This window comes from Pseudomonas sp. GL_139_B, assembly GCF_057834475.1.
This window is the reverse complement of record NZ_CM174403.1, coordinates 5,419,750-5,433,632: the sequence shown is the minus strand read 5'-3', so window position 1 is coordinate 5,433,632 and position 13,883 is coordinate 5,419,750. Positions and strand designations below refer to the sequence as shown.

Annotated in this window: 15 protein-coding genes and 1 pseudogene; 12 read left to right on the top strand and 4 right to left on the bottom strand. The window is 59.3% G+C overall.

Translation table 11 applies throughout. From position 1 onward, the window contains the following. Positions 1–32 precede the first annotated feature (32 nt). The 5 genes from ribF to ispH all read left to right on the top strand — a co-directional run bounded on the left by ribF (position 33) and on the right by ispH (position 5,854). Entirely contained in the window at positions 33–983 is a 951-nt protein-coding gene (ribF, locus tag AC3ISI_RS24860; protein ID WP_489334236.1) for a bifunctional riboflavin kinase/FAD synthetase, read from the top strand. Beyond that, on the top strand, positions 984–3,815 hold the full coding sequence (gene ileS / locus AC3ISI_RS24855) for an isoleucine--tRNA ligase (RefSeq protein ID WP_489334235.1): 2,832 nt from the start codon (positions 984–986) through the stop codon (positions 3,813–3,815). It abuts the gene before it with no gap. Next, a complete protein-coding gene (gene lspA / locus AC3ISI_RS24850) occupies positions 3,808–4,320 on the top strand; it encodes a signal peptidase II (protein WP_489334234.1) in 513 nt (170 codons plus the stop codon). Before ileS ends, lspA begins: the two co-directional genes overlap by 8 nt. 7 nt (positions 4,321–4,327) lie before the next feature. After that, a complete protein-coding gene (gene fkpB / locus AC3ISI_RS24845; protein WP_174602658.1) occupies positions 4,328–4,765 on the top strand; it encodes an FKBP-type peptidyl-prolyl cis-trans isomerase in 438 nt (145 codons plus the stop codon). 141 nt (positions 4,766–4,906) lie between these two features. After that, complete coding sequence (ispH, locus tag AC3ISI_RS24840; RefSeq protein ID WP_489334233.1) at positions 4,907–5,854, top strand: 4-hydroxy-3-methylbut-2-enyl diphosphate reductase; 948 nt, start codon at positions 4,907–4,909, stop codon at positions 5,852–5,854. Here the strand turns inward: ispH and AC3ISI_RS24835 are convergent. Next, positions 5,851–6,369: a GspH/FimT family pseudopilin gene (locus AC3ISI_RS24835; protein ID WP_489334232.1), complete on the bottom strand. Its 519-nt coding sequence runs from the start codon at positions 6,367–6,369 to the stop codon at positions 5,851–5,853. The two genes, ispH and AC3ISI_RS24835, sit on opposite strands and share 4 nt — an antisense overlap. Before the next feature lie 128 nt (positions 6,370–6,497). Here AC3ISI_RS24835 and AC3ISI_RS24830 point away from each other — a divergent pair, with 128 nt between their 5' ends. The 7 genes and pseudogenes from AC3ISI_RS24830 to thiO all read left to right on the top strand — a co-directional run bounded on the left by AC3ISI_RS24830 (position 6,498) and on the right by thiO (position 10,595). Then, entirely contained in the window at positions 6,498–6,971 is a 474-nt protein-coding gene (locus tag AC3ISI_RS24830; protein ID WP_489334231.1) for a GspH/FimT family pseudopilin, read from the top strand. Next, positions 6,968–7,417 (top strand): type IV pilus modification protein PilV, encoded by a 450-nt coding sequence (pilV, locus tag AC3ISI_RS24825; RefSeq protein WP_489334230.1) that lies wholly within the window; start codon positions 6,968–6,970, stop codon positions 7,415–7,417. The genes AC3ISI_RS24830 and pilV overlap by 4 nt, the downstream gene beginning before the upstream one ends. Further along, positions 7,414–8,127, top strand: a complete 714-nt coding sequence (locus AC3ISI_RS24820) for a PilW family protein (RefSeq protein WP_489334229.1) — start codon at positions 7,414–7,416, stop codon at positions 8,125–8,127. The genes pilV and AC3ISI_RS24820 overlap by 4 nt, the downstream gene beginning before the upstream one ends. 11 nt (positions 8,128–8,138) lie before the next feature. Next, positions 8,139–8,618 carry a pilus assembly PilX family protein gene (locus tag AC3ISI_RS24815; RefSeq protein WP_489334228.1) on the top strand — a complete coding sequence of 160 codons (480 nt, stop codon included), beginning with the start codon at positions 8,139–8,141 and terminating at the stop codon, positions 8,616–8,618. Positions 8,619–8,805: 187 nt separating this feature from the next. After that, positions 8,806–9,021: pseudogene (locus tag AC3ISI_RS24810) on the top strand (hypothetical protein); the annotation flags it as partial. A 14-nt stretch (positions 9,022–9,035) separates the two neighbouring features. Further along, positions 9,036–9,437, top strand: a complete 402-nt coding sequence (locus tag AC3ISI_RS24805) for a type IV pilin protein (protein WP_489334227.1) — start codon at positions 9,036–9,038, stop codon at positions 9,435–9,437. Positions 9,438–9,494: 57 nt separating this feature from the next. Continuing rightward, a complete protein-coding gene (thiO, locus tag AC3ISI_RS24800; RefSeq protein ID WP_489334226.1) occupies positions 9,495–10,595 on the top strand; it encodes a glycine oxidase ThiO in 1,101 nt (366 codons plus the stop codon). 127 nt (positions 10,596–10,722) lie between these two features. Here the strand turns inward: thiO and AC3ISI_RS24795 are convergent, their stop codons facing one another. Genes AC3ISI_RS24795 through AC3ISI_RS24785 form a run of 3 tightly spaced genes read right to left on the bottom strand, consistent with a single transcriptional unit; the run spans position 10,723 to position 13,878 of the window. Further along, entirely contained in the window at positions 10,723–12,063 is a 1,341-nt protein-coding gene (locus tag AC3ISI_RS24795; protein WP_489334225.1) for a sigma-54-dependent transcriptional regulator, read from the bottom strand. 2 nt (positions 12,064–12,065) lie between these two features. Next, positions 12,066–13,655 carry a sensor histidine kinase gene (locus AC3ISI_RS24790; protein WP_489334224.1) on the bottom strand — a complete coding sequence of 530 codons (1,590 nt, stop codon included), beginning with the start codon at positions 13,653–13,655 and terminating at the stop codon, positions 12,066–12,068. After that, positions 13,645–13,878: a PP0621 family protein gene (locus tag AC3ISI_RS24785; RefSeq protein WP_489334222.1), complete on the bottom strand. Its 234-nt coding sequence runs from the start codon at positions 13,876–13,878 to the stop codon at positions 13,645–13,647. Before AC3ISI_RS24785 ends, AC3ISI_RS24790 begins: the two co-directional genes overlap by 11 nt. Between the last annotated feature and the right edge of the window lie 5 nt (positions 13,879–13,883).

Below are 13,883 nucleotides of genomic sequence, written 5' to 3'. Positions count from 1 at the left end.
TAATCGACCACTTTATGAGCAAGAAGCGCGTTATGCAGCTGGTTCGAGGCCTCCAAAATCTGCGCCCCCAGCATCGGGGCTGTGTCGCCACTATTGGCAACTTTGACGGTGTTCACCGTGGTCACCAGGCTATCCTGGCGAGGCTGCGTGAACGTGCGCTCGAGTTGGGCGTGCCCAGCTGCGTGGTGATTTTTGAGCCGCAGCCCCGAGAATTTTTCGCCCCGGACACGGCTCCTGCCCGTCTGGCCCGGCTGCGGGACAAACTGCAGCTGCTGGCCGACGAAGGTGTCGACCGCGTCCTGTGTCTGGCTTTCAACCAGCGGCTGAGCAAGCTCAGCGCCCGCGAATTCGTTGATACCATTCTGGTGGACGGCCTTGGCGTGCAGCACCTTGAGGTCGGTGACGACTTCCGGTTTGGCTGTGACCGCGTAGGAGATTTCGATTTCCTGCAACAAGCCGGCATCGTTCAAGGCTTTACCGTCGAAGCGGCGCAAACCGTCGAGCTGGATGGTATTCGCGTCAGCAGTACCCAGGTCCGCAATGCCCTGGCCGCTGCTGATTTTGCCTTGGCCGAGCGACTGCTCGGGCGACCGTTCCAGATTACCGGGCGGGTGCTGCACGGCCAAAAGCTGGCGCGCCAGTTGGGTACGCGCACGGCCAACATACAACTCAAGCGCCGTCGCGTGCCGCTGACCGGGGTTTACCTGGTCAATGTCGACATTGACGGCAAGACCTGGCCAGGCGTCGCCAATATCGGCGTGCGGCCAACGGTTCAAGGTGATGGCAAAGCCCACCTTGAAGTGCATCTTTTAGATTTTGCCGGCGATCTGTATGACCGGCGTTTGACGGTGGTCTTCCACCACAAGCTGCGTGAAGAGCAGCGTTTCGCCTCTCTGGAGGCGCTTAAGACGGCGATCAATGCGGATGTCGCCGCCGCCCGTGCCCTGTCGCACCTAGCGCCAATCGCTAATGAAGAGCCTTAAATGACCGACTATAAAGCCACGCTAAACCTTCCGGACACCGCCTTCCCAATGAAGGCCGGCCTGCCTCAGCGCGAACCGCAGATTCTGCAGCGCTGGGACAGCATTGGCCTGTACGGTAAGTTGCGCGAGATTGGCAAGGATCGTCCGAAGTTCGTTCTGCACGACGGTCCTCCGTACGCCAACGGCACGATTCACATCGGTCATGCGCTGAACAAGATTCTCAAGGACATGATCATCCGCTCGAAGACCCTGTCGGGTTTCGACGCGCCTTATGTGCCGGGTTGGGACTGCCACGGTCTGCCGATCGAGCACAAAGTCGAAGTGACTCACGGCAAGAACCTGGGCGCGGACAAGACCCGCGAACTGTGCCGTGCCTACGCCACCGAGCAGATCGAAGGGCAGAAATCCGAATTCATCCGTCTGGGCGTGTTGGGCGACTTCGCCAACCCGTACAAGACCATGGACTACAAGAACGAAGCCGGTGAAATCCGCGCTTTGGCTGAAATCGTCAAAGGCGGTTTCGTGTTCAAGGGCCTCAAGCCTGTGAACTGGTGCTTCGACTGCGGTTCGGCTCTGGCTGAAGCGGAAGTCGAGTACGAGAACAAGAAGTCCTCGACCATCGACGTAGCTTTCCCGATTGCCGACGAAGCCAAACTGGCTGCCGCTTTCGGTCTGCCATCGCTGGCCAAACCGGCTTCGATCGTGATCTGGACCACCACCCCGTGGACCATCCCGGCCAACCAGGCGCTGAACGTCCACCCGGACTTCAACTACGCCCTGGTCGATATCGGCGACAAACTGCTGGTGCTGGCTGAAGAGCTGGTCGAGTCGTGCCTGGCGCGTTACGGCCTGGAAGGTTCAGTCATCGCGACCACCACCGGTAAAGAACTGGATCTGATCAATTTCCGTCACCCGTTCTACGATCGCTTGTCGCCGGTTTACCTGGCCGAGTACGTTGAACTGGGCGCCGGCACGGGCGTGGTTCACTCCGCACCGGCCTACGGCGTGGACGACTTCGTGACCTGCAAGAAGTACGGCATGGTCAACGACGACATCCTCAACCCGGTGCAAAGCAACGGTGTGTACGCGACTTCGCTGGAATTTTTCGGTGGCCAGTTCATCTGGAAGGCCAACCCGGCCATCGTCGACAAGCTGACTGAAGTGGGTGCGCTGCTGCACACCACCATCATCGAACACAGCTACATGCACTGCTGGCGTCACAAGACCCCGCTGATCTATCGCGCCACCGCGCAGTGGTTCATCGGGATGGACAAAGAGCCTGCGACCGGCGACACCCTGCGCAAGCGGGCGATCAAAGCCATCGAAGACACCAAGTTCGTTCCGGCCTGGGGCCAGGCGCGTCTGCACTCGATGATTGCCAACCGTCCTGACTGGTGCATCTCCCGTCAGCGCAACTGGGGCGTGCCGATCCCGTTCTTCCTGAACAAGGAAAGCGGCGAACTGCACCCACGCACCGCCGAGCTGATGGAAGAAGTCGCCAAGCGCGTCGAAGTCGAAGGCATCGAAGCCTGGTTCAAGATGGACGCCGCCGAACTGCTGGGTGATGAAGCGCCGCAGTACGACAAGATCAGCGACACCCTGGACGTCTGGTTCGATTCCGGCACCACGCACTGGCATGTCCTGCGCGGTTCGCACCCGATGGGCCACGAAGCCGGTCCACGTGCCGACCTGTACCTGGAAGGTTCGGACCAGCACCGTGGCTGGTTCCACTCGTCCTTGCTGACCGGTTGCGCCATCGACAACCACGCGCCGTACCGCGAACTGCTGACTCACGGCTTCACCGTTGATGAGTCCGGTCGCAAAATGTCCAAGTCGTTGGGCAACGTGATTGCACCGCAAAAGGTCAACGACACCCTGGGCGCCGACATCATGCGTCTGTGGGTGGCTTCCACCGATTACTCAGGTGAAATGGCAGTTTCCGAGCAGATCCTGCAACGCAGTGCGGACGCCTACCGGCGTATCCGTAACACCGCGCGCTTCCTGCTCTCGAACCTGACCGGCTTCAACCCGGCCACCGATATCCTGCCGGCGGAAGACATGCTGGCGCTGGACCGTTGGGCCGTGGACCGCACCTTGCTGCTGCAGCGTGAGCTGCAAGAGCACTACAGCGAATACCGCTTCTGGAACGTCTACTCCAAGATCCACAACTTCTGCGTGCAGGAGTTGGGCGGTTTCTACCTCGACATCATCAAGGACCGTCAGTACACCACTGGCGCCAACAGCAAGGCCCGCCGTTCGGCGCAAACCGCGCTGTATCACATTTCCGAAGCGCTGGTGCGCTGGATCGCGCCGATCCTTGCGTTCACCGCTGACGAACTGTGGGAATACCTGCCGGGCGAGCGTAACGAATCGGTGATGCTCAACACCTGGTACGAAGGTTTGACCGAGCTGCCGGAAGGCGTCGAGCTGGACCGCGCCTACTGGGAGCGGATCATGGCCGTCAAAGTAGCCGTCAACAAAGAAATGGAAATCCAGCGCGCGGCCAAGGCCGTCGGTGGCAACCTGCAAGCCGAAGTGACGCTGTTCGCCGAAGAAGCGCTGAGCGCCGACCTGGCCAAGCTGAGCAACGAACTGCGTTTCGTGTTGATTACGTCTACCGCCACCGTCGCACCGTTCGTACAGGCACCGGCCGATGCCGTGGTTACCGAAGTCAGTGGTTTGAAGCTGCAAGTGGTCAAGTCGAGTCACGCCAAGTGCGCCCGTTGCTGGCACTGCCGTGAAGACGTCGGCGTGAACCCGGAGCATCCGGAAATCTGCGGTCGTTGCGTCGACAACATCAGCGGCGCTGGCGAGGTTCGTCACTATGCCTAATGCCGTTGGCCGTTTCGGACGGCTGAGCTGGCTCTGGTTGAGTTTGCTGGTCCTGGTCATCGACCAGGCCAGCAAGTTTTACTTCGAAGGCAGACTCCAGATGTACCAGCAAATCGTGGTGATCCCCGATTTGTTCAGTTGGACCCTGGCCTATAACACCGGCGCGGCGTTCAGCTTCCTGGCCGACAGCTCTGGCTGGCAGCGCTGGTTGTTTGCCCTGATCGCGGTGGTGGTCAGTGCGGTGCTGGTGGTGTGGCTCAAGCGTCTGGGGCGCAACGAAACCTGGCTGGCTGTCGCCTTGGCGTTGGTGCTGGGCGGTGCGCTGGGCAACCTGTATGACCGCATTGCCTTGGGCCATGTGATCGATTTCATTCTGGTGCATTGGCAGAACCGCTGGTATTTCCCGGCGTTCAACTTTGCCGACAGCGCAATCACGGTAGGTGCCGTGATGCTCGCACTGGATATGTTCAAAAGTAAGAAAACCGGAGAAACCGTTCATGACTGAACAGGTATTGGCTGAGCAACGCATCCGCCAGAACACGGAAGTCACCTTGCACTTTGCACTGCGCCTGGAGAACGGCGACACCGTCGACAGCACCTTCGACAAAGCCCCGGCGACCTTTCAGGTCGGCGACGGCAACCTGTTGCCAGGTTTCGAAGCGGCACTGTTCGGCTTCAAGGCGGGCGACAAGCGTACGCTGACCATTCAGCCGGAAAACGCTTTCGGCCAGCCGAACCCGCAGAACGTACAGATCATCCCGCGTTCGCAGTTCAAGGACATGGACCTGTCGCCGGGTCTGCTGGTGATCTTCAACGATGCGGCGAATACTGAGCTGCCAGGCGTTGTGAAAGAATTCGATGATGAGCAAGTGACCATCGACTTCAACCACCCGCTGGCCGGCAAGACTTTGACCTTTGACGTCGAAATCATCAGCGTCAAATCGCTGTAAACGCTTTTCTGTAGGAACCGGCTTACCGGCGAAGTGGCCTTGAAGACTAGCGTTGAAGCTGATGGCCTCATCGCTGGCAAGCCAGCTCCTACAGTGAGTTGCAATGTTTCAATTTCCTGCGCGCAAGACACGAGGCACAGCATGCAAATCAAACTCGCCAACCCCCGTGGCTTCTGCGCCGGCGTGGACCGTGCGATCGAAATCGTCAACCGCGCCCTGGAAGTCTTCGGGCCGCCGATCTACGTGCGCCACGAAGTGGTCCACAACAAATTCGTCGTAGAAGACCTGCGTGCTCGCGGGGCGATCTTCGTTGAGGAACTGGATCAGGTGCCGGACGACGTCATCGTGATCTTCAGTGCCCACGGCGTTTCCCAGGCGGTGCGTACCGAAGCCGCCGGCCGTGGCCTCAAGGTGTTCGACGCGACCTGCCCGCTGGTGACCAAGGTGCACATCGAAGTCGCGCGCTACAGCCGCGATGGCCGTGAATGCATCCTCATCGGCCACGCCGGCCATCCGGAAGTCGAAGGCACCATGGGCCAGTACGATGGCAGCAATGGTGGCGCGATTTACCTGGTCGAAGACGAGAAAGACGTCGCCGCGTTGCAGGTACACAACCCGGAAAAACTCGCCTTCGTGACCCAGACCACCCTGTCCATGGACGACACCAGTCGCGTGATCGACGCACTGCGTGCGCGCTTCCCAGCGATTGGTGGCCCGCGCAAGGACGATATCTGCTATGCCACGCAAAACCGTCAGGACGCCGTCAAGCAACTGGCCGACGAATGCGACGTGGTGCTGGTGGTCGGCAGCCCGAACAGCTCCAATTCCAATCGCTTGCGTGAGCTGGCCGAACGCATGGCCACCCCGGCGTACCTGATCGACGGCGCCGAAGACCTGCAAAAGAGCTGGTTTGACGGTGTTGAGCGTATCGGCATTACCGCCGGCGCTTCTGCTCCGGAAGTGTTGGTGCGGGGTGTGATCCAGCAGTTGCAGGCCTGGGGTGCAACCGGTGCCGATGAGCTGGCCGGTCGCGAGGAGAACATCACGTTCTCCATGCCTAAAGAGTTGCGCGTGCGTTCCTTGCTTTAACGCTGACATAAAGCCTGCTCCGCTTTATCGCTGCGCAAGCTGACGCGACCTGTTGGAGCCAGCACCACCTGGAGCTGGCTGACGGGGTCGCGGGCTGCGCAAAAGTGCAGTGTCCCCGCTTGAAAGGCCCGTTCGGGCATCTGTGGTGCACCTATCCCGCTGAAACGAATGTAACGCCTGACCAGCCAATTGCCGACAATCGGCACTCTGGCGCTGCTCACGCGCTCGACCAGCAGCGGATTGCTGCTGTCAGCCGGCCCTTTGCCGCTGATGTCCAGAATGATTCGCCAGCCCTGACCCCAATCCCCGTTGATGGCATGGATCACTACGGTCTGGTTGCGTGTGATTGCGAGGGTTCTGGCATTGCGTATCCCACTGATCAGCGCATTCGCCGCCTGCTCTCGATGGTTCGACTCAGTGAGTGCTGCGAACGCCGGACTGACCAACAGCAGAACAATTGCGGCAATCGCCAGTCCCATAAGCAGTTCGATCAGGCTGAAACCTTGCTGTTGCATGGCATTTCCTTCCCTGGAGAGTTGTGACCCGCGCAATCCCTGCGGGGTGATGGCAAACAACCTGGCTTTGCCGGTCGAGTTTTCTAGCGTGTAGAGGCAGGTATAGCCGACGGCAACTGAGGGCACCGATGGATCATCGTACAAAAGGTTTCACGCTGATCGAGCTGCTGATTGCGCTCGCGGTGTTTCTGATTTTGATAACGCTGGCGGTTCCGGCATTTACCCGTTCAGTGCAAACCACCAGGGCCGATACAGAAATCGGCGACTTGCAGCGTGGACTCAACTTCGCCCGATTGGAGGCCATCAACCGTGGCATCACCACCCGGGTTCGCCCGACAGCCGGTGGCAGCGTTTGGACCGGTGAATTGAAGGTCTATGACGGTACTGGCACACCGGCTAATGTATTGCGGGTTGTTCCAGCGACGAGCAGCGGCGCCACCCTGACACTAACCTCAGGAGTGACCGCACTGGACTTCAACAATCTGGGCGGTTTGTCGGCACCGTCCACCGCCGTGGTTATCAACTATGTGCGGGGGACGCAAAACAGGACGCTGAATGTGTGTTTGAACGGACGAATTCTATTGGGTGGAAGTTGCGGATGAGGGGATGGAGCAAGCGTGCACAGGAGGGCATGACGCTGATCGAAGTCTTGGTGGCGTTGTTGATACTGACGGTGGGGCTCTTGGGGGCGGCGGCGATTCAGCTCAATGCGCTGAAGTACACCGACAGTTCACGGATGACCAGCCAGGCCAGTTTTATCGCCTACGATATGATGGACCGCATCCGCGCCAATTCCGGCGCTGATTACACCGTCACGCCACCGACCTCGGGCAACCAGAGTGTCGCCCGCGATCAGGATCTCTACGATTTCACCACCAACATCATCAATTTCGGCGGCGCGACGGCCACCGGCAGTGTGGCGTTGAACCAGCGGGTCTACACCATCACCATCACTTGGGATGACTCGCGCGCCGCCAATACCGCCAACTCGCGCCGCAGTTTCGTCTTGACCAGTCGCGCCACGGTCGACCCGGTGTCCACGCCATGAGCCGCTCCAGCCGAGGGTTCGGTTTGATCGAGTTGCTGATTGCGCTGGCATTGAGTCTGATCGTGGTACTGGGTGTGGTGCAGATTTTCATCGCGGCCAAAAATACTTACGTCAGCCAGAACCTCTCCGCCGGCATGCAGGAAGACGCACGATTTGTGTTGAGCAAGATGATTCAGGAAATTCGCATGGTCGGCATGTTCGGCTGTCTGGGGACTATTACTGACTCAAGTGATGCGGGGGATTTCAACGCCAGCCAGATAACGCCCATCAGTTGGGACAACGTCAACCACAAGCTGACCCTGGTGACGGCGGATGTCGGCGGCGCGGGCGGGGTGCCAACCTGGACCGTGGTGTCCGACTGTCGCAATGACGCACGGGCCTATACCAAAGCGGCGATGCCGGCGCCCGGACAACTAGCGTTTCCGATTCGACGGCTGATTTACAGCTACCGCGATAATCAGTTGATGATGGGGACGGGTGTCAGAGCGCGGACGCAACAGGTGCTGGTAGATCACGTCAGTGCGTTCAATGTGAGTTTCGGTCTCGCCAGTTCTGCCACAGATGTTGCGGCTTCCAGTTACAGCGACCAGCCGTCGGACCCCGCTCGAATTCGCAGTGTTCGCCTGAGCCTGACACTCACGGACCCGAACCATCGAGTGCGCGACCAAACCTTCAACGTGGTTGCCGCTTTGCGCAACCGCTTGCTGTGAGAGGAGAGCAGATGAGTTGTTCGCCCCTGACTTTCCAGGCCCAACGTGGCATGGCGCTGCTGGTCAGCTTGGTGTTTCTGTTGTTGCTGACGTTGATCGGCCTTTCTTCGATGCAAAACGCCATCCTGCAAGAAAAAATGGCGGGTGGTTTGGGGCTGCGCAATCAGTCGTTTCAAGGTGCAGAAGCTGCGCTGCGTGTGGGGGAAAGTGCCGTGCGGCGGGACGGTTATTCACTGCCGATTTGCGGCAGTGGCCGTCAGTGCTCACCGCCACCCGAGTCAAAGTCCGTGACTGCCGCTGGGGTTAATTCCGCTTCGGGGGTGACCTGGATCGCTTCCGGAGCCGGCTTTTATGGTGTGCAAAACATCGGCTCTTCCCGGGCTGCAGTGAATTTACCGACTCACACCACGGCAACCCTGTACCGGGTGACGGCAGTAGGTCTTGCGGGCCATTCGCGCAGTGTGGTGGAGAGTATTTATGCAAAATACTAAGCGCCACATTGCATGGCGACTGCGGTGGTATGGCGTTGGGTTGCTGCTGTGCCTGTCGATGCCGGCCTATTGTTTTACGTCGCCGGACCCGCCAACCCCGAGTAAACGTCGATGTCTGGCCGCTGGCAATTGGTACGGTTTCTATCGCGACAGACAGGGGTTGACGGCAATCTGCCTGAAGCTGCCCGAAGCGTTCAGCGTTAAGATGCTCGACGGCAATGGCGATGGCGTGGTCGATAATCCCGACGCAATTTCCAGCGGGGTGATCTATATCGGCGATAATCCGCCCTCCGATGGCATCGCCAATGACATCACCGGAAATGATTCCGGAGACGTGATCACCCCAGTGGTGGAAAAAACCGGCGGCGGCAGCCGTCGCATCATGTGGCGACAAATACAGTAAGTGAGAGTTGAGGCATGCGTAGATCCAACCGAGGTTTTACCCTGATCGAAATCATGATCGTGATTGCGATCATCGGGATCGTCCTGACTATTGCCGCCCCGAGCTTCACCGAATACCTGAATAAGGGCCGGCGTAGCGAAATTGCCGGAGTGTTATCGGAGCAGGCGCAGATCCTTGAGCGGTACTACTCCCAGAAAAATGCCTACACCGATGCCACTGGGCTGAGCGCCGGCAATGACTATTACACCATCACCCCGACCCTCACTGACCAAACCTTCTTGCTGACAGCGGTGCGCAAGTCCGGTTCGAGCATGGCCACCGACAAGTGCGGGGATTTCACCCTCTCCAATACTGGTGTCAGAAGCATGGTCAATGCGACAGACGGGTTGACGGCCAAAGATTGCTGGGGTGGCTGAGTTTTTTTGGGGGGGCGCCATTTACGCCCTCTGTCTATTTAACGGTTGGATCTGAACATGATCAGGCAACAGCAAGTGGTGATTGTCGGCGGCGGCGTGATTGGGCTGCTGACGGCGTTCAATCTCGCGTCCGAAGTGCACAGCGTTGTGCTGCTGGATCGTTCGAACGTCGGGCAGGAGTCGTCATGGGCAGGGGGCGGGATTGTTTCGCCGCTGTACCCGTGGCGCTACAGCCCGGCAGTCACAGCGTTGGCGCATTGGTCCCAGGATTTTTATCCGCAACTCGGTGAGCGACTGTTCGCCGCGACCGGGGTTGACCCTGAAGTTCACACTACCGGTCTGTACTGGCTGGATCTGGATGACGAGGCTGAGGCGCTGGCCTGGGCCGAGCGCGAGAACCGTCCGCTACGGGCTGTGGATATCTCGGCGGCACACGATGCGGTGCCGGTGCTGGGCGCGGATTTTTCGCGAGCGGTGTACATGGCCGATGTGGCCAATGTGCGCAATCCACGGCTGGTGAAGTCGCTGAAAGCGGCCTTGCTGGGGTTGCCGAATGTGACAATTCACGAGCAGTGCGAAGTCAGCGGGTTTATTCGTGAAGGCGATCGGGTCGTTGGCGTGCAGACCGCGACGGGTGCCATTGCTGGTGATCAAGTGGTGCTGACCGCCGGCGCCTGGAGCGGTGATTTACTGAAAAGCCTGGGGCTGGAACTGCCGGTCGAACCGGTAAAAGGGCAAATGATTCTGTATAAGTGCGCGGCAGATTTTTTGCCGAGCATGGTGCTGGCCAAGGGGCGATATGCGATTCCTCGGCGCGACGGGCACATTCTGATCGGCAGTACGCTGGAACATGAAGGCTACGACAAGACGCCGACCGATTCGGCGCTGGAAAGCCTGAAGGCATCGGCGGTGGAGTTGATTCCGGCATTGGTGGATGCCGAAGTGGTTGGGCATTGGGCCGGGTTGCGGCCGGGCTCGCCGGAAGGCATTCCTTACATCGGTCAGGTGCCAGGGTTTAAAGGGCTTTGGCTCAATTGCGGGCATTACCGCAATGGGCTGGTGCTGGCGCCGGCGTCGTGTCAGTTGTTTGCGGATGTGATGCTGGGCAGGGTGCCGATAATTGATCCTGCACCGTATGCACCGATCGGGCGAATTTGACCGCTGGTTATGTGTCGTTGGGCAGATAGCTATCGCGAGCAGGCTCGCTCCCACAGTTGATCTGTGAATGACACAAATTCCCTGTAGGAGCGAGCCGGCTCCGGGCGGCGTTCCGACGATGGGGCCCTCAATCCAGACCCAGTTTCTTCAGCCGGTAACGCATCGACCTGAACGAAAGATTCAACCGCTGAGCCGCCGCCGTGCGGTTCCAGCGGGTTTCCTCCAGCGCCTGGAGGAGGAGTTTGCGTTCGACGTTTTCCAGATAATTTTCCAGGTTGTCGATCTGCGTCAGGTCAGGCACGCCGGTCTCTGCGGTGCAATTTCCTTCGGCCAGGCGTAGGTCGCTGGATTCGATCTGCTTGTTCTCGCACAAGGTATGAGCCCGTTCAAGCACGTTCTCCAGTTCCCGAACATTCCCCGGAAAACGGTAATTTTTCAGCGCATTCAGGGCGAGTGGGTGGAGCGTTGCGGCGGGTTGCCCGCTGCCGGCTGCCAAGCGCTTGAGCACATGGCTGGCCAGTGGTTCGATGTCGTCACGGCGTTCGCGCAAGGAGGGAACCCGCAGTTCGATTACGTTGAGCCGGTAGTACAAATCCTGGCGAAATCGTTCGGCAGAGACTTCGGCATCGAGGTCTTTGTGGGTGGCGCAAAGGATGCGTACATCGACCACAGTTTCCTGTTGTTCGCCGACCCAGCGAACCGTTTTTTCCTGAATCGCGCGCAGCAGTTTGACCTGCATGGCCAAAGGCAAATCCGCGACTTCATCGAGGAATAGCGTGCCACCATGGGCGGCCTGGAACAGTCCGGGTTTGTCTTCAATGGCGCCACTGAAACTGCCTTTGCGATGCCCGAAGAACTCGCTTTCCATCAGCTCTGACGGAATCGCCCCACAGTTGACCGGGACGAAGGGTTGATGGGCTCGCGGTCCTTGCTCATGGATCAGTCTGGCGACCAATTCTTTGCCACTACCGGATTCGCCGCTGATGTATACCGGGGCCTGGCTGCGCGCGAGTTTGTCGATGTGTTTGCGCAGGCTGCGCATGGGCAGGGAATTGCCCAGTAGCCTGCGATCAATGGCTGTGTTGGCTTCGCCTGGCGCAGACAAGCGCAGGGCGCTGGTGATCAGTTCTCGCAGCCGAGTGAGGTCGACCGGTTTGGTCAGGAAGTCGAAGGCGCCGGCCTTGAGTGCGTTGATCGCAGTTTCGAGGCTGCCGTAGGCGGTGATCATCGCCACCGGCACCTGCGAGTAACGCTGTTGGATGTGCAGCACCAACTCAAGGCCGGTGCCGTCGGGCAGGCGCATGTCGGTCAGGCACAGATCGAAGGTTTCCCGGGCCAACAAGGCTTGGGCATCGCCCAGGTTGCGGACACTGAAGGTATCGAGTTTCATCCGTCCCAGGGTGATTTCCAGGAGTTCGCGGATATCCGGTTCGTCGTCGACGATCAGGACTTTGGGCCGTGGGCTCATGTTCAACTTTGTTTCCGTCCGTGGGCAAAAGTAATGCGAAAGCAGCCGCCGCCTTGGCGTGGTTGGAAGTCTAGGCGTGCCTGATTGCTTTCGCACAGCTCACGGGACATATAAAGGCCAAGGCCCGTGCCTTGGCTACTGGTGGTAAAAAACGGTTCGAACAAATGCACTTGCTGGTCCGGTGCCACGCCGGGGCCGTTGTCCACGACTTCGAGCATCGGTAACTGGGTCTCGGCATCGACAAACAACTCGAGCCAGACTTGGGCCACGTCGTGATTCAGGGCGCTATGGCGCCACGCATTGCGCAACAAATTGTCCAGAATTTGGTTGAGCTGGTTCGGGTCCATCAAGGTGCTGAAGTCGCCTGAGCCTATGTGCAGGTGAATGCGCTGAGCCTCGGTCGCGCCCTCACGGGTTTCGGCGACGAACTTTTCCAGCCATGGCTTCAGATCGAGCCGTTGCGGTACGGTTTGCTGGCGGCGGGACAGTTGCAGGACGTTTTCGATAACCCGATTCATTCGCTCAGAGTGGTCTTGAATAATCTGGGTCAGACGCCGATCTGCCCCCTTGAGTTCCTCTGATTCGCGCAGCAATTGCGCGGCATGACTGATGGTGCCCAATGGATTGCGGATTTCATGGGCAATACCCGCCGTCAGTTGACCGAGGGCGGCGAGTTTTAGTTGTTGAGCCTGTTGTGCGACCTCAGCGAGGTCTTCGAGAAAAACCAGGGTCTGGTGATTAGGGCTTTGGTCCAGGGCAATGAAACCGGGTTGCAGCTCCAGGCCGCTGCCGGGGATTTTCAGGCTTTGCGGGCGAAGGGTCGGATTGTTGAGCCACAGCTGAAGACGTTCGACCAGCGTTGGCGAAGAATCATCGATCAGCTGTCCGCTGAGGGCTTTGTGCCCCAGGAAAGTCAATGCACTGTGATTGGCCAGTTGCACCCGACGGTGTTCGTCGAGCACCAGAATGCCCGTGCGCATGCGTTGCAGGATCAGCGCGTTGAGTGTTTCGAGCCCCACCACTTCGCTGGCCCGCCGTTCGGCGAGGTGTTCGCTGACTTCCAGGCGTCTTGTCAGGCCTTGCACCAGCAATGCCACGGCAAAATAGAGCGCGCCGAGCGTGCCGACTTGCAGGTAATCGTTGGGGCTGGCCGGGTGGCTGTAGCTCAGTAGCCAATTCAAACCGACGATGCCCAGTGCGCCGACTGCGGCGACTGACAGGCCGATACGTCCACGCAGCAGAGTATTGCTGATGGTCACCGACACGATCAACAGATTGCCGATGCCACTGGCCACTCCGCCAGCGGCGTAAAACAAACCGCAGAGCAGCAAGACGTCGACCAGCGCCAGGCTGAACAGCTGTGCCGGCCGTCGGGTGTTTCCCGGAAACACCACCAGCAGAATATTCAGCACCAGGTACAACCAGCTGCCACTGCGCAGCAGGTCGCCATTGGCGAACGCCAGCAACCCGTTGTCGAGGTTGCTGGTCATCAACACCACCAGAGTGATGCCGACGCTTAAGCGGTAGAGGTGATAAAGGCGCAGCAGTCGCTGCGCCTGTTTGTCGCCGGGACTGGACGTCTCAGCGACCACTAGGGCCCGGGCCTTGCTCCAGGTGAGCCTGGCTGCAATACCACTGTTGTTGAAGGCTTAGCGCGCGGTCGCGGGGCAGGTGCACGCCGCAATGGGCGCAGCGGACCATCGGAGCAGCCTCCAGCTCGGCAGGAGATTTCGGCGCGGCTGCCTGTCTCTTGGATTTCAGCCAGAACCATACCGCCACAACAATCAGGGCGATCCAGAACAATTTACCAACCATGGTGA